Origin of the sequence: Salinicola socius (assembly GCF_001937195.1) — a bacterium.
GTDB lineage: Bacteria > Pseudomonadota > Gammaproteobacteria > Pseudomonadales > Halomonadaceae > Salinicola > Salinicola socius.
In genome coordinates this window covers 26,016-44,501 of sequence record NZ_MSDO01000024.1, presented here as the reverse complement: position 1 = coordinate 44,501, position 18,486 = coordinate 26,016, and the positions used below count along the sequence as shown (strand labels likewise).

Sequence of the window (18,486 nt, the reverse complement as noted above, 5' to 3'; positions counted from 1 at the left end):
AGCTCCTGTTTTTCGTTTCAGCTTATCGCTTCTGGTTATCGTTTTTGATGTTCGGACCGGCGTATCGATACCGATGACGATCGCTTAAACCGTAGACCGACCGGCCCGTTCTGACTATGCGGGAACACGCCACCATGCCTTGTAAAAACGTCGAATACGCCACCGAGATCGCTTCATGAAATTTCATTCTGCCGACCTGCTCCCCCCGGACTGGTTTCTACGTGTGCGGCTCAAGTTCCGCCATCTTCAGCTGTTCGTGGCACTGGACGATCACCGCAATCTCCACCGGGCCGCGGAACGGCTGGGCATGAGTCAGCCGGCGGCATCCAAGCTGCTGGGAGACCTCGAGCATCTGCTCGGCGTTTCGCTTTTCGATCGGCATTCGCGGGGGGTGACCCCCAACTGGTACGGGGAAAGCCTGATCCGCCACGCCCGCGGCATGCTGACGTCGCTGGCTCAGGCGAGCGACGAGATCAACGCGCTCAGCGAAGGGAACGCCGGGACGGTATCGATCGGCACGGTGCTGGCGCCGGCCGTCACCCTGCTGGCAAGCGCGGTCGAGCGGGTGCACCGCGACAGCCCGCATCTGGAGGTCAACATCGATGTCGACGTCAGTCGCAACCTGGTACCGAGGCTGCGCGACGGCGAGTTCGACTTCGCCATCGCCCGCATCCCCAGCGGGATGCCGGCCGGCGATTTCGTGTTCGAGGAGATCGGGGAGGAAGCGCTATGCTTCGTCTGTCGAGCTGGCCACCCGCTTGCCTCGCGGGACACTTTCGACCTGACATCGATGCTGGATTATCCGTGGGTGCTTCAACCCCCCGGTGCGCTGATGCGCCAGCGCGTCGAGCATCTGTTTCTGCATCACAAGCTGGCGCCTCCGCAACGCATCATCAACACGCCGGATATCTATATGGCCCTGGCCATGGTCGACAAGTCGGATTCGGTCACCGTGACCACGCAGGAAGTCGCGGATCTGCTGTGTACGCAGCCGCGCTTCGCAATCCTGCCGTCGACGGATGCGCTGAGCGTGCAGCCGTTCGGACTGATCAGCCTGCGCGAGCGTCGAATGTCGCCTGGCGCCGCAAAACTGATGGGCACGCTGCATCAGATGATTCGCGAGCGACGTGCGCTCGACCCGAAGGAAGCTCGCGCCGCATCGCCTCACTACCGGGATGTCACGCTCTGAGAAGGGCGCGGTCCAGCGCCGTTTACCACTCCAGCGCTTGCTTGACGAAGGGAATCGTCAGTTTGCGCTTGGCCGACAGCGACGCCTGATCGAGCCTCGACAGCATCTCGAACAGCGGATCCAGCTGACGCGGCCCGCGGTGGAGAATATAGCGTCCGACCTCCGCCGGCAGCTCCATTCCGCGCACCTTGTCACGTAGCTGGAGCGCGGCCAGCCGCTGTGCATCGTCCAGCGGCTGGGCGTGGAATACCATCCCCCAGTTCAGTCGAGACGCCAGATCCGGCAGCTTGACGTCGAGCTGCCGTGGCGACCGGTCGGCGGCGATGATCAGCCGCCTGCCGGCATCGCGCAGGCGGTTGAAACCGTGAAACAGCGCTTCCTCCCACCGTTTGCGCCCCACCACCCGCTGAAGATCGTCGATCGCGAGCAGATCGAGACGCTCCGGCTCCTCCAGGATATCCGGTGGGAAGTGCCCCAGCGTTTCCAGCGGAAGATAGAGCGCTCGCTTGCCCTGGGCATCCGCGTTGTGACATGCCGCCTGCAGCAGATGGCTACAGCCCACGCCCTCGGCGCCCCACAGATAAAGAAACGACTCGCCACCCTCCTCCAGCTGGCCAGTCAGGTGGGACACGAGAGAAGCGTTGTCTCCCGGCAGATAGTTGGCAAAGGTCGCGTCATCGCGTAGCCCGACGCCGAGCGGCAGTTGAGACGGCCCTGGTCTCATCGGGATTCATCCCCTCGGCTCTGTCTCTGATCCAGGCCCAGGCCCAGGCCTGGAAACGTATCAGCACCTTGCGAGCGGTGGCAGAGCTGACTGCCTCGGTAGCGATCATGGACGGCGCATCGTGTCGCCATGATCGTCGCGGCGACCGGCAACGCCGCCGCGATCGCGTCCCAGGTTTGAAGTCTTGTCATTGTGCTCCCGTCGTCCTTCGACTGCCCCCTCAATGCAGGCAATGCTACAATGCGCCCCGCTGAACATCATCCCTATTCATTGGCTCCGCGAGAAAGGTCCTGTCATGACGCGCTCTTCTTCCGATACCCCGAACGCGCCCCGTTCGCTCAGCCCCCAGTCTCTGACCTACCGTGACGCCGGTGTCGATATCGACGCGGGCAATGCGCTGGTCGAGAGGATCAAGGGCGTCGCCAAGCGCACCTCGCGGCCGGAAGTCATGGGCGGGCTCGGCGGGTTCGGTGCCCTGTGCGAGATTCCCAGCGGCTATCGCCAGCCGGTGCTGGTCTCCGGCACCGACGGCGTCGGCACCAAGCTGCGCCTGGCGATGGACCTGGGCCGTCATGACACCATCGGTATCGATCTCGTCGCCATGTGCGTCAACGATCTGGTGGTCGCCGGTGCCGAGCCGCTGCAGTTTCTCGACTATTACGCCACCGGCAAGCTGGATGTCGATATTGCCGCCGACGTGGTTACCGGCATCGGCGAAGGCTGCAGCCAGGCCGGCTGCGCGCTGGTGGGTGGCGAGACGGCGGAAATGCCCGGCATGTACGAGGGCAGCGACTACGATCTGGCCGGTTTCTGCGTGGGCGTGGTCGAGAAATCCGAGATTCTCGATGGCAGCAAGGTCGGCGCAGGCGACGTGCTGCTGGGGCTGGCCTCATCCGGCCCGCACTCCAACGGCTACTCATTGATCCGCAAGATTCTCGAGGTCGGAGGCGGCAAGCTCGACCAGACGCTCCAAGGCAAGCCGTTGGCGGACCTGCTGATGGCGCCGACTCGGATCTACGTCAAATCACTGCTGTCGCTGATCCGCTCCAGCGGTGTCGACGTCCACGCGCTCTCCCATATTACCGGCGGCGGGCTGCTCGAGAACGTGCCGCGGGTATTGCCGGACCACCTGGCAGCGCGAATCGACGTCAGCCGCTGGCAGCGCCCCGCCGTGTTCGACTGGCTGCAGCAGCAGGGCAACGTGGCGGAACGTGAAATGTACCGCGTGCTCAACTGCGGCATCGGCATGATCATCGCGGTCGATCCCGATCAGGCCGATCAGGCGGTCGCTCATCTCGAGGCCAGCGGCGAAACGGTCTATCGTCTGGGCGACATCGTCAGCCGCGGCGCCGAAGACGACGCCGTGCAACTGGAGAATCTTCCGGCATGAGCGGTGACTATCCTTCACAACAGCAAGATACCCTGAACGACTTCGAGGCGGCCGCCGCCGAAAAACCGAGGGTCGTGGTGCTGATCTCCGGTAACGGCAGCAACCTGCAGGCTTTGCTGGACGCCCAGGCGCATGACGAACTGGGCGGCGACATCGTTGCCGTGGTCTCCAACAAGGCCGATGCCTACGGGCTCCGGCGAGCCAAGGATGCCGGCGTCGATGCGGTGGCCCTGCCGCACCGCGAATACGATTCCCGCGAGGCTTTCGACGCCGCACTGATCAAAGTGATCGATCGCCACGAGCCCCACCTCATCGTGCTCGCGGGTTTCATGCGGATTCTGACGCCAGGCTTCGTCGATCACTACCGGGGTCGCATGCTCAACGTCCACCCGTCGCTGCTTCCCGCCTATCAGGGCCTGCACACGCATCAGCGCGCGCTGGCCGATGGCGTCGAAGAACATGGTGTCAGCGTCCACTTCGTCACCGAAGAGCTCGACGGCGGCCCGGTCGTGATCCAGGCCGTGGTCAACGTCGAGCCGAATCAGGACATCGATGCGCTGATCGAAAAAGTCCACGCTCGCGAGCATCTGATCTACCCCATTGCGGTGCGCTGGTTCCTCGAAGGCCGCGTCAAATTGTCTCCGCAAGGAAAGGCGACGCTGGATGACATTCCGCTGCCCCCGACCGGCCTGCGCATGTCTCACGCCGATGCCGCCGAAGAGCTGGACGAAGATCTCGACGACTGACCGTGGGATCAGCGGCCTGACGTCTCCCCTCCCCTTGCCCTGACGGCAATCTTTGCCAGACTGATACTACGCAGTCGCCCGGCGCACTGCCGGGCCACTCGTTTCAGTCAGCGAGAACTTCTGTCGATGACTGTTTTCATCGGCAAAAGCTGTCACTGGCGGAAGTTTCAGCAAGCAAGGAGGAGAAACGATATGGATTATCGTCCGCTAGGCCATTCAGGACTGATGGTTTCGACGCTGACGTTGGGCACGGTGCCATTCGGCGGCGCCAACGGTTTCGAAAAAGCGGCGAGCGTCGACGTCAAAGGGGCCAAGAAGTTGCTCGATATCGCCTTCGACGCTGGCGTCAACCTGGTCGATACCGCCGATCTCTACTCTCTCGGTCTGGCCGAGGAAATCACCGGCAAGGCGTTGGGCAGCAAGCGCCAAGACATCATTCTCGCCACCAAGGGCCGAAGCCCGCTGGGCAACGATCCCAACGCCTCCGGCGCCTCGCGTTATCACCTGATCCGTGCAGTGGAGGCCAGTCTGAAGCGCCTGGGCACCGATCACATCGATCTCTACCAGTTACATAACTGGGACGGCGTCACCCCCATCGAGGAGACACTCGAGGCCATGCATCAGTTGGTCGCCAGCGGCAAGGTGCGCTATTGGGGGACGTCCAACTACACCGGCTGGCAGATGATGAAGACACTCGGCAAGGCCGAGACGCACAACATGATCAAGCCGATCAGCCAGCAGATCTACTACACCCCGGAGTCCCGCGAAGCGGAGTACGAGCTGATGCCCCTGGCGATCGACCAGAATGTCGGCTCGCTGATCTGGGGGCCGCTGGGCGAAGGTTTCCTCACCGGCAAGGTACGCCGGGGTCAGAAGACGCCGCCGAACACCCGCCAGGGCAACGGCTGGCCGGAGCCCTACGTTCACGACATGGAGCGCGCCTACGATATCATCGAGGCGCTGGCCGCCATCGGCGAGGCCCACGGCTGCTCCATTCCTCGCGTGTGTCTGGCGTGGTTGAAGGATCGTCCGGGCGTGACCTCGTTGATCGTCGGTGCCCGCACCGAAGAGCATCTGCGCGACAACCTTGCCGCGGCCGACCTGAACCTGAGTCCGGAAGAGCACCAACGTCTCGAGCAGCTGACTCGCCCGGCGCCGCTCTACCCGTACTGGCATCGTGTGGTCTCGGGCATGGATCGTCTGGATCCGGCAGAAAAGCCGTTCCTTGACGGCTTCGGTGAGACCATCAGGAATCGAACCGATGATCGTTCGGCCTAATGATAATCAGCTAACCGCTTGAAGACGTAAGCGAGGAAGACAAAGCAAGGAAAAACGGCCGACAAATTGTCAGGATTGACGATTTGTCGGCCGTCTCAACGCAGTGTTGCCAACGCGGATAGTTCTTTCAGGTGCGTGGCAACGTTACCCCACGCTGACCCATGTACTTGCCGCCACGGTCCTTGTAGGAGACTTCACAGACCTCGTCGGACTCCAGAAACAGCATCTGCGCCACCCCTTCGTTGGCATAGATGCGCGCCGGCAGGTTGGTGGTGTTGGAAAACTCGAGGGTCACGTGCCCTTCCCACTCCGGCTCCAGCGGCGTCACGTTGACGATGATACCGCAGCGGGCATAGGTCGACTTGCCCAGGCAGATCGTCAGCACGCTACGCGGGATGCGGAAATATTCGATGGTGCGCGCCAGCGCAAACGAGTTGGGCGGGATCACGCAGGCGTCGCCCTTGATATCGACGAAGCTCTTCTCGTCGAACGCCTTGGGATCGACCACCGCCGAGTGGATATTGGTGAACACCTTGAACTCGTCGGCACAGCGCACGTCGTAGCCGTAGCTGGACGTGCCGTAGGAGATCACGCGCTGGTTGTTCACGTGGCGGACCTGATCGGCTTCGAACGGCTCGATCATGCCTTCCTGCTCCGCCATACGGCGAATCCACTTGTCGGATTTAATGCTCATGCAGGTGTCCTTGGGACAGAAACTGCCGTCATCGTGGTGTCACGAATTGGCCGAAATGACTGAAGTGTGTTGATGGGGCAACATGATAGCGGCCCGATTTCTTGAAAGAAAAGGAAAAGAGAGGAAACGGCGCCCTCGTAAAGGGAAGGTTAGGCACGGAACACCACCCGGAAAACGGCGAGCGGGCAGAAGCCTGCGCGGCACAGAGCGCATCCACCCGACCGGCATGGTCAGTCGCTGAACGAAATCGTCGGGCCGCCGGTATCCTGTTCGGCGACACCGCTGGCGACTTTCCGCGCCATGGCCCGAAACGTCGCGGCGACTTCGCCGTCCGGATCGGCGATGACACTTGGCCTGCCACCATCGGCCTGCTCGCGGATCGACAGCTGCAACGGCAACTGGCCCAGCAGTTGCGTGTCGTACTGCTCGGCGATGCGCTCACCGCCACCGGCGCCGAAGATCGGCTCGCTATGGCCGCAGCTCGAGCACACGTGCAGACTCATGTTTTCGACCACGCCCAGCACGGGCACGTTGACCTTGCGAAACATCTCGATGCCCTTGCGCGCGTCGAGCAAGGCGATGTCCTGCGGCGTGGTGACGATCACCGCGCCATCCACCGGCACCTTCTGCGCCAGCGTCAACTGGATGTCGCCGGTGCCCGGCGGCATGTCGATGAACAGGAAATCGAGGTCGTTCCATAGCGTCTGATTGAGCAACTGCTGGAAAGCGCCGGAGACCATCGGCCCACGCCATACCATCGGCTGATTGATATCGACCATGAATGCCATCGACATCGCCTGGATGCCGTGCGCCATCACGGGTTTCATGCTCTTCTCGTCGATCACCTCGGGCCGGGTATTCTCGGGCAGCCCCAGCATCCGGGCCTGGCTGGGCCCGTAGATATCGGCGTCGAGCAGGCCGACGCGATACCCTTCCGCCGCCATCGCCAACGCCAGGTTGGCAGTCACGGTTGACTTGCCGACGCCGCCCTTGCCGGATGCCACGGCCACGATATGTTTGATGCCCTCGATCACGAACCCCTCCTTGCAACGTTCAACGCATGACTGGTGACCAGTATAACGACCCATGGCGCCCATACCCTAGCGGCACGCTCGGAAATAGCGTTCGCGCCTGATCGAAGCAGGCGCCAGCGCGGCGACCGCGACGGATCTCGGGCCACGGCCCTCAGGGGCGTTCGAACTCCTCCAGCACGACGAGCTTGGTGCGAATGAAATCGCTGTGGGTCACATAGAGCAGATCGGCCAGACGCCGGATACGATGCTCCTCGAGCGCGGCCAGCTCGTGGTCGGCGTAAGCCAGCCGCCACATCCCCGCAATCAGCTCGACGCGCTGATCGTAGCTGTAACGTTCGTTGAGCAGCGACACGTACTGAAAGTGATCCACCGCCTGCTCGATCTGCTGCTGCGCCTGCTGAATCAGCGCATCGGCGGCGGCCTCATCCAGCGAGAACTGATCCATCAGGAGCCGGCGCAGCGTCGCCAACTCCTGAGGATCGACTTCGTAGTCGGCGCGCAGCACCTCACTGAACAACGCCGCAACGGCCAACTGTGGCGAAATGGCATTACGATCATCGGATTCCGGCGCGGCCAGAACGCGTTGGAAGAACTGCTGAACGGTGTCGAGCACTGGTCAATCCCCCTGCGGTAAACGGCGATAAAATGGGTAACGTTTTGACACCGAACGCACCAAAGGTTCATCAAAGGAAAACTCGATCGATTCGTCAAAGCCATCTTTCAAAACGAAAAACCCGCAACCGGAGTTGCGGGTTTTCGCGCGGCCGCTGACAGCCAGCGGCTGCCAGTTGCGTCTGTTACGCGCCGTGAGCGGCGAGGAACTCCTGGGTCAGCTTGAGCTCGCTGTTGGAGTTGACCCCGATACCGCGCGTGGTGACGTTGCGGGCGATCTGCTGCGCTTCGTCCAGCGAATGCATTTCCGCCGTACCACACTGATAGATGTTCAGCTCGGGAATCGCTTTCTGATCCGTCAGCGCCAGCACATCTTCCATCGCGGCTTTCCAGGCCGTGCCTACGGTCTGCTCGTCGACGTGACCGATCAGGCTCATATAGAACCCGGTGCGACACCCCATCGGCGAAATGTCGATGATTTCGACACCATCGCCATTGAGGTGCTGACGCATGAATCCGGCAAACAGATGCTCGAGTGTGTGAATGCCGCGCTCGGAAAGAATCTCGTCATTGGCAATGCAAAAGCGCAGGTCATAAACGGTGATATTGTCACCGCCCGGCGTCTTCATCTGCTTGGCGACTCGCACCGCGGGTGCTTTCATCTTGGTGTGATCGACCATGAAACTATCGAGTAGTGGCATGTTGCCTCCTTGTTGACGTGTCCGGCTGACTGTCTACTTTAGCACGCTAATCGGCGCTGTCATGTGCCGGCTCCAGATCGTCAGGTGTCAAGTTCGGGGTAGTGCCGGAACACCCCGCTGTCGTTGAAATCGAGCCGCCGATCCGACGTCAGGTAGGCCGAGAGCCTAGGCCGCTGGCTGACGCGATCGACCAGCGCCGTCACCTCGGGCAGCTCGGGTTCCAGCCGATCCATCGCCCGGGGGAAGGCATAACGCAGCCCCGTCACCACCTGAAACAGCGACAGGTCGACATAGCTGTGCGCCGTGCCTACCAGGTAGGCCTCGTTGCCGGCGTTGACCGACAGTACCCGCTCGAAGTAATGGAGAAACTTGGGCAATCGCTCCTGCACGAAGATCGCCCCACGGCGCTTCGCCTCTTGCTGCTGATCTTCGTAATAGAGCGAAGCGCCGAGCGGATGGTGAGTATCGTGAATCTCGGCCACGAAGTCCGTCAATGTCAGTTGCAATCCATGGGTCCAGAGTCGGCTGGCTTCGTCATCCGGCACCAGCCCGAGCCGGGGACCGAGAAACTGCAGAATGTTGGCGACGTGAGAAATCACCAACTCACCGGCTTTCAACACGGGCGGCGCAAAATGCGGCTGCCCTGCCGCCTGGCCGTGAATGAACTCGCTGACGGCGCCCGCGCCACCGCCGCTGTTGGCGGACTGCTTGCCCACGTCGCGATAGTCCACGCCCGCGTCTTCCAACGCCAGGCGAACGAATTCGCCGCGTCCGGGAATGCCGGGCCAGTAGTAGAGTTCGTAGGTCATTTTTTCTCTCCCCTTGCGATGCGGTTCATCGGTGGATGTCCCCAGCGCCGCTGAAGTACGGAATCGCGACATGGCGCCGAGATCGCCACGGAACAACCCGGCGCGGTAGCAGTCGAGTCGGCGGTGAAATTCGCCCTTCAGCATAGGATAAAAAAACAGGCCCGAACCGCTTGAGTTCGAGCCTGTCGAATGATCGAGGCGCGACTGCCTTGATCGGTTACGGCAAATGAGCAATCGAACGTATCGCTAACTCAGCGACACGCCACGGCCTGGCGTAACGTGCTCTTCACCCACAACCGCTGGTCATCCGGCGTTCTACCCTGATCATTCCACTGCTGGGTGGTCTGGACGCAGAACGAACCGAGATTCTCTACCGCCGGCGCGGCCGCGTCCGGACGCTCGCCGCCAATTCGGAGAACATCGGTATTGTTCGACTGATAATTGGGCGCAAAGGTGTTGGAGGCGCAGCCGGCCATCGCCACGACCAAACCAGACGCCATCAGCATACGGCGCAATGCCATCGTGAATAAGTCCTCGAAAAGCGCCTGACTCTCTCCACGGGCGTGGATGACGAACCGGCGCAGCGCCGGCACGGTTGCCGGCAGCGGCTAGATATCACCGCTTCGATGGTGGCGTCAACGCCTTTTCGCGTCAGGTCGGCCGCGTCGTCCTGACGACCTCGACAGGCGTCAGAACAGCCCCAGCTGTTGATCGGTCAAACTGGCGAAGTCATCTCCCATGAAGGGCAGGATGCCATCGGCGACAGGCGCCAGTTGGCGGCTGACGTAGTGCTGGTAATCGATCGCCGAGCGCTGGTTCTCCAGCGGCTCGGGGCCGGCAACGGTCATCACATAGCGGATCCAGCCACCGTTCTGATATTGCAATGGCCGTTTCATCCGACGATTGAAATCGTCAGCCAACCGCGCGGCCCGGACATGCGGCGGTACATTGCGCTGGTAATCGTCGAGCTTGCGACGCAGCCGTTTGCGGTAGACCAGCATGTCGTCGTTCGATCCCGCCAGCGTCTCCCGGACGGTCTCGCACACATAGTCGCGATAGGCTTCCCCCGCGAAGATCCGTCGGTAGAGCTCGCGCTGGAATGTCTTCGCCAACGCCGACCAGTCGCCACGCACGGATTCCAGCCCTTTGAATATCAGCCGTTCACTGCCATCGGCCTCGCGCACTACTCCCGCGTAACGCTTCTTGCTGCCCTCTTCCGTGCCCCGGATGGTTGGCATCAGAAAGCGGGTAAAATGCGTCTCGAACTGCAGTTCCAGCGCGCTTTCCAGGTCGAAAGTCTCTCGCAGATGCCGCTGCCACCACTCGTTGACAAGCGCGACCAGTCGCTGACCGATCGCATCGGCCGCTTCGGCATCATGCGCGCTGCCCAACCACACGAACGTCGAGTCGGTATCACCATAGATAACGGTATAACCTTCGATTTCAATCAGTTCCCGTGTCCGGCGCATGATTTCATGGCCACGCATGGTGATCGACGACGCCAGGCGCGGATCGAAGAACCGGCAGCCACGCGAACCCAGCACGCCGTAGAACGCATTCATGATGATCTTGAGCGCCTGGGCCAACGGCGCATTGCCGTCGCGCTTGGCCGCCTCGCGACCTTTCCATACCCGTTCGACGATCGCTGGCAAGGCGTGGGTCGAACGCGAAAACCGTGCGCCCAGGAAGCCGGGCACAGACTGGGCCTCATTCGGCGTGCGCAGACCTTCGATCAACCCGACCGGATCGATCAGAAACGTACGGATGATCGAGGGATACAGGCTCTTGAAATCGAGCACCAGTACCGAGTCGTAGAGCCCGGGGCGAGAGTCCATGACGTAGCCACCGGGACTGTCCTCGCCGTCACGGGCCCCCAGTGTCGGCGCGACGAACCCCAGCCGATGCATGCGCGGCAGATAGAGATGCGAAAACGCCGCGACCGAGCCGCCGCTACGATCCGCGGCCAAGCCCGTCACGCTTGCCCGCTCGAGCAGGAAGTCCATGATCCGGGTATGTTCGAAAATCCGCGTGACCAGCTCGCAATCCTTGAGGTTGTAGCGCGCCAGCGCCGGCTTGTCTTCGCCGAACATGCGGTTGATGTCGGCCATCCGCTGGTAAGGATTGTCGATCGCCTTGCCCTCGCCGAGCAGGGTCTGCGCCACGTTTTCGAGACTGAACGACGGGAAGCTCCAGGTCGCAGACCGTAGCGCCTCGATACCATCGATCGCCAGTCGCCCGGGGATAGTGACGAAATGGTGATTGGGCTGGTTGCCATGGGCGCGCCACTCTATCGGCGCTCCGCCACGCCCCAGCAGCAGCGGCACGTTCAAACGTTCGGCGTGACGCTGCAATTGGCGCAGGTCGAACTGGATCACGCTCCAGCCAATGATCGCATCGGGATCGAAGCGCACAAACCAGGCGTTGAGCGCATGCAACAGATCGGCGCGCGTCGCGCAGTAGACCAGCTCGAAATCGCGCTGGCGATCCGCTTCGCTTCCTTCACCCTTCGATGGACCGAGCATATAGACGACCCGCTGACCGCAGCCGTGCAGGCCAATCGAATAGAGCTCGCCGCGCTCGCTGGTTTCGATATCCAGCGAGCAGAGATTCAGCGCCGGGCGGTAATCCGGCGCCGGCTTCAATTGGGCGTCCAGAATCGTACCGTCCTCGATCTCGCGGCCGGTGACCCTGACCGGGGCGGTGATGAATCGCTCCATCAGGTAGCGATCCGGCGGCCGCACATCGGCCTCGAACACATCGATGCCGGCATCGCCGAGACGCCGTTCCAGATTCATCAGCTGACGATGGTGCCGACAATACAGCCCCGCCACCGGTCGCTGATCGAAGTCCTTCAGCTCCAGTTCACGCAGTTCGACATCGCGTTCGGCGCGGATCAGGCGCTCGACGGCCTCGCGCTGATCTGTCGGAAAGAAAGCCACCGAAATCTGAGGCGGCAAGTGCACCAGCCGCGGCCCATCGTCGGTGGCCAGCCACAGCGAGACATCCGTACCGGCCGGCGTGTCCTGCCAGTGACGGGTCAAGATGAAGCCCTGCCTTTCGACGAAATTCCTTTCCACGGAAGTCTCTTGCACGATAGTGGACACTCATCCCGCTCGTTTCAGAAAGTGAGCACCCAGGGCAGTACGTACCCGAGGTAGATCGGTATCAACAAGGGCGCGGCCAGGGTGGTGATCAAAACCGCGATGGCCCCCTTCTCGGGCCGAATCTCCAGCTCCATGGCAATGACGACCACGTTGGCGGCCATCGGTACCGCGCCGATCAGCAGAAACGCCAGCACCAGCGAATCCGAAATGCCCACGCTCGCTCGCAGGAGAATCACCATCAGCAGCGTCGCCAGCGGCCAGACGACAAAGCGCACCAGCACACAGGCAGCCACGAAGCGTCCGTCGAACGCCCGCCACGTGACACGCCCCAGCGTCATGCCGATGATCATCATGCCCAGCACGGTGAAGCAGTACTTGAAGTAGTCGAGCCCCTCTGCGGCGACCTCGGGAAGGTACCAATCGAGTGCGCTGATCAGCATGCCGGCCAGGAACGCGTAGATCAGCGGCAGCTTCGCCAGTCTGACGAGGCTCTCCCTGACCGAAAAACGTCCGCGGGCACTGACGTAGAAGCCGACCGTGAATTCGTAGAGCGAGATGCCCAGCATGCAGAAGAGATAGAGCGTGACGCCCTCCGGCGGCAGCAGTACCAGCGCGATCGGAAAGCCAAAATAACCGGTATTGCCGGTTCCCGCCGAAAAGGCCAGTAACGCCCGCTCCTGATCGGCAAAAAAGCGCGCGGCCACGACATTGACGATCACGCACAAAAACGCTGCCAGCAGCCATACACTGCCCGTCAGGACGAGCTTGTCGGGGCTGGGCTGCCCCTGGGTCAGGCCGTGAAAGAAGGTCAGCGGCGAAATGATGTAGACGAGCAGGGTCGCGATCGGTCGCGGGTCGACTTTCAAGAGCCGCCCGGCCACCCAGCCCAGAGCCACGAAAATGAGCAGCATCCACAGTGACTGTGAGAGGTCGATATCAGCCATCCCGGGCTCCTGACGCGGCGGACTATAGTGGTTTGGCCGCTAACTGTAACACCCGAAACCGGCGCGAGCTGGCTTTCACTCTGGCTGGCGAGATCCGTCCGGCCTGGCAAGACGACGAGGCTGTGTCGAGGCGATGATGCAGAACAGCAGAAATCCCTGAAACGGCAAGCGCCACGACAGCAGCCACTCCGGCACCATGGGAAATAGTTCAGGGTGCAGCCACATGTAGACATTGGCCGGCGTCACGCAGATCGTCAGCGCAACCAATCCCCACCCCGCCAGCGACCGATAGCGCGGCAGCAAGATACCCACGGCACCCAGCAGCTCGAAGAAGCCGCTGATCAGCACCGCCGCCTCGGGCCAGGGCAAACCCGGTGGAATAATCGAGACAAATGCATCCAGCATCACGAAGTGGCCGATACCACCCACCGCGAACCAGATGAAGACGAGAGAGAGGCCTGCAATGCGCCAGACACGACGATGAGAAGCGATGGAAGTCACCAGTCTCGGAAAGTGAATGAACCGACATCAGAAGCATAGAACACTCGCGACCAGGCCTCCCTGCCGGGCCGTCGGGTTCATGGCAGCGCGCCCTTTCCGGCGCAAAGTCACTGCCATCAGTGCTACAATCGTCGACCAAGTTTTCAGCCTATCCATCCCGTGGGGCCTTCGATACCGCGCCGCCTCGGGTTTCGTTACGGGAATGTTCCAGTCGCCATGTCGAACAACGCCTCGCTTTCGCGCCAGATCCTCGTTACCAGCGCGCTGCCCTATGCCAACGGCTCGATCCATCTGGGCCACCTGCTGGAATATATCCAGACCGATATCTGGGTGCGTTTCCAGAAGAGCCGCGGCCACCAGTGCCATTATGTCTGCGCGGACGATGCCCACGGTACCGCGATCATGCTGCGCGCCGAGCAGGAAGGCATTACCTCCGAGCAGCTGATTGCCAAGGTCAGTGAAGAGCACCAGGCGGATTTTGCCCGGTTCGGCGTCGCCTTCGACAACTACCACTCGACCCACTCGGAAGAGAACCGCGTCCACAGCGAGCGCATCTATACCGCGCTGCGCGATGCCGGTCACATCAGCACCCGCGATATCGAGCAGATGTACGATCCGGTCAAAGGGCTTTTCCTGGCCGACCGCTTCATCAAGGGCACCTGTCCCAAGTGTCACAGCGAAGACCAGTACGGCGACAACTGCGAAGTGTGCGGCGGAACCTACACGCCGGCAGAGCTGATCAATCCGGTCTCGGCGATCAGCGGCGCCACGCCGGAAGTAAGGACTTCGACCCACTACTTCTTCAAGTTGCCGGATTTTGAAGACTTCCTGAAACAGTGGACGCGCTCCGGTCGCGTGCAACCGCAGATCGCCAACAAGCTGCAGGAGTGGTTCGAAGCGGGTCTCAACGAATGGGACATCTCCCGCGATGCGCCCTACTTCGGCTTCGAGATCCCCGATGCGCCGGGCAAGTATTTCTACGTCTGGCTGGACGCGCCGATCGGCTATCTCGCCAGTTTCCAGAATCTGTGCGACCGCGAAGGACTCGATTTCGACAGCTACTGGAAGGCGGATTCCCGCGCCGAGGTCTATCACTTCATCGGCAAGGACATCGTCTACTTCCATGCGCTGTTCTGGCCGGCGATGCTCGAAGGTGCCGGCATGCGCACGCCGACCGGCGTCAACTGCCACGGTTTCGTGACCGTCAACGGCGCCAAGATGTCCAAGTCTCGCGGCACCTTCATCAAGGCGCAGACCTACGCCGAGTATCTCAACCCGGAGTACCTGCGCTACTACTTCGCCGCCAAGCTGACCTCCGGCGTCGACGATCTCGATCTCAATCTCGCGGACTTCACGGCTCGGGTGAATTCGGATCTGGTCGGCAAGGTAGTCAATATCGCCAGCCGCTGCGCCGGCTTCATCAAGAAACTCGCCGACGGCCGGCTCTCCTCGACCTGTGCCGAGCCGGAACTGATGGCAAAGTTCATCTACGCCGGTGACGAGATCGCCGCCGACTTCGAGGCGCGCGAGTTCGGCCGCGCCATGCGCAAGGTGATGGAGCTGGCCGACGAAGCCAATACCTATATCGCCGATAAAGCCCCCTGGGTGCTGGCCAAGGAAGAGGGCCGCGAACAGGAAGTGATCGATATCTGCTCGGTGGGCCTCAATCTTTTCCGGACCTTGATGGTCTACCTGCAGCCGGTCGTGCCGGCGATGGCCGAGCAGGCGCGGTTGTTCCTGCAGATCGACAGCCTCGACTGGGAAAGTCGCCAGCACGTGCTGGAAGGCCACGTCATCGGCAAGTTCAAGCCGCTGATGACTCGCGTCGAAAGCGACAAGATCGATGCCATGATCGACGCCTCCAGGGAAGTGCTCGCAGAGGAGAAGAAATTGACCGGGAAGGCCCCATCCGATGCCGAGGCGGACAGCGTCTCCGCCATCGAACCGATCAGCGACGAGATCGCGTTCGACGATTTCATCAAGGTCGACCTGCGGATCGCGAAGATCGAGAAAGCCGAGTATGTCGAAGGCTCCAACAAGCTGCTCAAGCTGACCCTCGATCTCGGTGGCGAAACGCGCACCGTGTTCTCCGGGATCCGCAAGGCCTATGCGCCGGAAGCGCTGGAAGGCCGGCTCACGGTGATGGTCGCCAACCTGGCGCCGCGCAAGATGCGCTTCGGTGTCTCGGAAGGCATGGTGCTGGCTGCGGGCGATGAAGGCGGAATCTATCTGATGTCGCCGGACAGCGGCGCCAAGCCCGGCCAGCGAGTCACCTGATTACGCTCTGTCTGAAAAATGCCTGCGCTCGCCGATTCTTCAGACAGAGCTTGGCCGGCGGCGTCAGACTCTACGAACGCGCGGCTCCGGTCGCGCGTTTTGCCTGGGCCGGATTGCAGGCCTGAATCTCGAAGCGTCCGTGGCAAAAGACTATAATGCCGCGCTGTCCCTGCCAGGGGGCGGTCGTTCGTCCCGCTTTCGGAAATCTCATGACAGTCGCCATTACCGTTGAACGCATCGATGCCGAATTGCCGCAGACTCAATGCGGCAAGTGCGGGCATGACGGCTGTCGCCCCTACGCGGAGGCGATCGTCGAGGGAGAGGCGATCAACCGCTGCCCGCCCGGTGGTGAGGTCACCCGTGATCGACTGGCAACGCTCACTGGCCAACCCCCTCTCGAACTGATCGAGCCGCCCCAGACACCGCTTCTGGCGGTGATTCGCGAAGCCGAATGCATCGGCTGTACCAAGTGCATTCAGGCCTGCCCGGTGGATGCCATACTCGGTGCCGCGAAGCAGATGCACACGGTGATCGAATCCGAGTGCACCGGTTGTGAACTCTGCGTGGCGCCCTGCCCGGTCGACTGCATTGATCTCGTCGAGCATCCCCGGTGGGCCGCTGCCCGAAACGACGCCGAGCAGCAGCGATATCTCGATTGGCGTGCCGACAACGGCCGCCGACGCTACACCGCACGCAACGCGCGTCTGGCCCGCAAGGCCGAAGAGAAGCGCCGCAAGCGGGAGCGACGCGCCGCCGCGGCGCGTTCGCCTGTCGCGCCACCCACGGAAACGTGCGGGCCGTCCGCCGAAATCGATGTCACGGCCCTCAAAGCGCAGAGGGCGACCCTGACGGCACGTCGGAAACGCGTGCAACGCCAGTTGGATAAAGCCGACGAGGCGTCGCGCGCCGCACTGCTCGAGCGCCTGGCCGGGTTCGACGCCCAGCTCGATACCGTGGAGCGCCAGCTGGCGTCGGCATCGCCCGATGACGGCCCGACTCGCGATCACCAGCATATTGCCGTGGCAGCGGCAGAGCAGGCCGTGCGCAAGGCACGTCAGGAACTCGCTCACTTTCAGCGTCAGGGCAATCAGGAAGATGTCGACCGGGCGCGAGACAAGATACGCGCGGCGGAGCGGCTCATCACCCTTGCCAACGAGACTCCGGCCAATCGAATCGAGGCCGGCCAGTCCACGGCCAATCTGTCCGCCGATAGCAGCGGCGACGATGACGGAACGACCTCATGAACGCGACCAAACGTGAACGGATTTTTGCCCGTCTCAAGGCCCATAACCCCAACCCAACCACGGAGTTGAACTGGACGACGCCCTTCGAGTTATTGGCTGCGGTGCTGTTGTCGGCACAGGCAACGGACGTGGGCGTCAACAAGGCGACGGCCAGGCTGTTCCCGGTGGCCAATACGCCCCGGGCGATCATCGATCTCGGCATCGACGGCTTGAAAGCGCACATCAAGACCATCGGCCTGTATAACACCAAGGCCGAGAATCTGATGAAGACCTGCCAAATTCTCGACCAGCGCTACCATGGCGACATCCCGCGAACGAGGGAAGCGCTGGAAGCGCTACCCGGCGTCGGCCGCAAGACCGCCAACGTGATTCTGAACACGGCGTTCGGCGAGCTGACCATGGCAGTGGATACGCACATTTTTCGTGTGTCCAACCGCACTCGACTCGCCCCGGGCAAGAACGTGGTCGAAGTCGAGAACAAGTTGATGCGTCATGTGCCAAGGGCGTACCTCAAGGACGCCCATCACTGGCTGATTCTCCATGGCCGCTACACCTGCCTGGCACGCAAGCCTCGTTGCGGGAGCTGCGTGATCGAGGACCTGTGCGAGTATCCGGACAAGATCGATATCGCCTGACGAACGGTTGACAATCGAACCCCAAGATCAGGGGCTGGATTCCGGCTCCTGCCCAGCGTCCAGATTTTCCGACTCCGGTGTGGGCAAGGCATCTTCGCCACTGGATTCCGGTGCGACGGGGGCGGTTTCCGGCAAACGACTGCCGTCGCCACCCTCGGCATCGCCCTGAACGCCTGCGGGATCGGCTCCCGACGAGGTTTCCTGCGGGGAAGCGGAACTCATTTCCGTGGCTCCGTCGCGACGATAGACCACCTTACGCGTGCCACCATCACAACTGCCAACCACCTCGGCCCCGGCAAAGCTTTCGCCCTCTCGGACGACATCATCTTCCACCTGAGCGTTATCGACGATCTCGAGCAGAAAGTGTCGCGCCCCATTGTCACGGATGGTCTGGTCGATCTGCGCTTTCAGGCGCTCACAAGCCAGCCGGGTTTCCGGCTGCTGATCGAAAGGCGATTGCTCCGCCTGGCCCTGCGCCCACGCCAGTGACGATCCCAGTGCGGCACCGCTCAACAATCCGACCATGACGGCGGTCTTTCCGATAAAGGCACGCATAGAAACTCCTCGACCCATTTGCCGCGCGAGACTGGCATGTCGTTCGCCA

18 protein-coding genes are annotated in these 18,486 nt (G+C 62.0%); 7 read left to right on the top strand and 11 right to left on the bottom strand.

Translation table 11 applies throughout. The annotated features are described in order from the left end of the window. Positions 1 to 175 precede the first annotated feature (175 nt). Complete coding sequence (locus BTW07_RS15825; RefSeq protein WP_075571146.1) at positions 176 to 1,189, top strand: LysR substrate-binding domain-containing protein; 1,014 nt, start codon at positions 176 to 178, stop codon at positions 1,187 to 1,189. Positions 1,190 to 1,211: 22 nt separating this feature from the next. On the opposite strand, the gene hda is transcribed toward BTW07_RS15825, so the two are convergent. Further along, positions 1,212 to 1,913 (bottom strand): DnaA regulatory inactivator Hda, encoded by a 702-nt coding sequence (gene hda, locus BTW07_RS15820; RefSeq protein WP_075571145.1) that lies wholly within the window; start codon positions 1,911 to 1,913, stop codon positions 1,212 to 1,214. A 295-nt stretch (positions 1,914 to 2,208) separates the two neighbouring features. Between hda and purM the strand changes: the two genes are divergently transcribed. The 3 genes from purM (at position 2,209) to BTW07_RS15805 (ending at position 5,327) form a co-directional block, all read left to right on the top strand. Continuing rightward, complete coding sequence (gene purM, locus BTW07_RS15815; protein WP_075571144.1) at positions 2,209 to 3,303, top strand: phosphoribosylformylglycinamidine cyclo-ligase; 1,095 nt, start codon at positions 2,209 to 2,211, stop codon at positions 3,301 to 3,303. Continuing rightward, on the top strand, positions 3,300 to 4,049 hold the full coding sequence (gene purN / locus BTW07_RS15810; RefSeq protein ID WP_075571143.1) for a phosphoribosylglycinamide formyltransferase: 750 nt from the start codon (positions 3,300 to 3,302) through the stop codon (positions 4,047 to 4,049). Before purM ends, purN begins: the two co-directional genes overlap by 4 nt. A 192-nt stretch (positions 4,050 to 4,241) precedes the next feature. Then, positions 4,242 to 5,327: an aldo/keto reductase gene (locus BTW07_RS15805; RefSeq protein ID WP_075571142.1), complete on the top strand. Its 1,086-nt coding sequence runs from the start codon at positions 4,242 to 4,244 to the stop codon at positions 5,325 to 5,327. Positions 5,328 to 5,454: 127 nt separating this feature from the next. Here BTW07_RS15805 and dcd read toward each other — a convergent pair whose 3' ends face one another. The 9 genes from dcd to BTW07_RS15760 all read right to left on the bottom strand — a co-directional run bounded on the left by dcd (position 5,455) and on the right by BTW07_RS15760 (position 13,726). Next, positions 5,455 to 6,021: a dCTP deaminase gene (gene dcd, locus BTW07_RS15800; protein ID WP_075571141.1), complete on the bottom strand. Its 567-nt coding sequence runs from the start codon at positions 6,019 to 6,021 to the stop codon at positions 5,455 to 5,457. Positions 6,022 to 6,251: 230 nt separating this feature from the next. Continuing rightward, the gene (gene apbC / locus BTW07_RS15795) at positions 6,252 to 7,109 is read right to left on the bottom strand and encodes an iron-sulfur cluster carrier protein ApbC (RefSeq protein ID WP_075571162.1); all 858 of its coding nucleotides are present in this window, start codon (positions 7,107 to 7,109) and stop codon (positions 6,252 to 6,254) included. Between the two features lie 97 nt (positions 7,110 to 7,206). Beyond that, complete coding sequence (locus tag BTW07_RS15790; protein WP_075571140.1) at positions 7,207 to 7,668, bottom strand: tellurite resistance TerB family protein; 462 nt, start codon at positions 7,666 to 7,668, stop codon at positions 7,207 to 7,209. 184 nt (positions 7,669 to 7,852) lie between these two features. Continuing rightward, positions 7,853 to 8,368: an S-ribosylhomocysteine lyase gene (gene luxS, locus BTW07_RS15785; RefSeq protein ID WP_075571139.1), complete on the bottom strand. Its 516-nt coding sequence runs from the start codon at positions 8,366 to 8,368 to the stop codon at positions 7,853 to 7,855. A gap of 80 nt (positions 8,369 to 8,448) precedes the next feature. Further along, positions 8,449 to 9,177, bottom strand: coding sequence for a glutathione S-transferase (locus BTW07_RS15780; RefSeq protein WP_075571161.1), 729 nt, complete (start codon positions 9,175 to 9,177; stop codon positions 8,449 to 8,451). A gap of 251 nt (positions 9,178 to 9,428) precedes the next feature. Continuing rightward, entirely contained in the window at positions 9,429 to 9,698 is a 270-nt protein-coding gene (locus BTW07_RS15775; protein ID WP_075571160.1) for a hypothetical protein, read from the bottom strand. A gap of 168 nt (positions 9,699 to 9,866) precedes the next feature. Further along, a complete protein-coding gene (locus BTW07_RS15770) occupies positions 9,867 to 12,254 on the bottom strand; it encodes a DNA polymerase II (RefSeq protein WP_075571138.1) in 2,388 nt (795 codons plus the stop codon). Positions 12,255 to 12,295: 41 nt separating this feature from the next. Continuing rightward, positions 12,296 to 13,225 carry an AEC family transporter gene (locus tag BTW07_RS15765; protein ID WP_075571137.1) on the bottom strand — a complete coding sequence of 310 codons (930 nt, stop codon included), beginning with the start codon at positions 13,223 to 13,225 and terminating at the stop codon, positions 12,296 to 12,298. Between the two features lie 75 nt (positions 13,226 to 13,300). Continuing rightward, positions 13,301 to 13,726: a DoxX family protein gene (locus BTW07_RS15760; RefSeq protein ID WP_232823734.1), complete on the bottom strand. Its 426-nt coding sequence runs from the start codon at positions 13,724 to 13,726 to the stop codon at positions 13,301 to 13,303. 216 nt (positions 13,727 to 13,942) lie between these two features. Between BTW07_RS15760 and metG the strand changes: the two genes are divergently transcribed. The 3 genes from metG (at position 13,943) to nth (ending at position 17,882) form a co-directional block, all read left to right on the top strand. Next, complete coding sequence (metG, locus tag BTW07_RS15755; protein ID WP_075571136.1) at positions 13,943 to 16,003, top strand: methionine--tRNA ligase; 2,061 nt, start codon at positions 13,943 to 13,945, stop codon at positions 16,001 to 16,003. A 209-nt stretch (positions 16,004 to 16,212) separates the two neighbouring features. After that, complete coding sequence (locus BTW07_RS15750) at positions 16,213 to 17,247, top strand: RnfABCDGE type electron transport complex subunit B (protein ID WP_075571135.1); 1,035 nt, start codon at positions 16,213 to 16,215, stop codon at positions 17,245 to 17,247. After that, positions 17,244 to 17,882, top strand: coding sequence for an endonuclease III (nth, locus tag BTW07_RS15745; protein ID WP_075571134.1), 639 nt, complete (start codon positions 17,244 to 17,246; stop codon positions 17,880 to 17,882). Before BTW07_RS15750 ends, nth begins: the two co-directional genes overlap by 4 nt. A gap of 27 nt (positions 17,883 to 17,909) precedes the next feature. Here nth and BTW07_RS15740 read toward each other — a convergent pair whose 3' ends face one another. Beyond that, a complete protein-coding gene (locus tag BTW07_RS15740; protein WP_075571133.1) occupies positions 17,910 to 18,437 on the bottom strand; it encodes a DUF1161 domain-containing protein in 528 nt (175 codons plus the stop codon). Between the last annotated feature and the right edge of the window lie 49 nt (positions 18,438 to 18,486).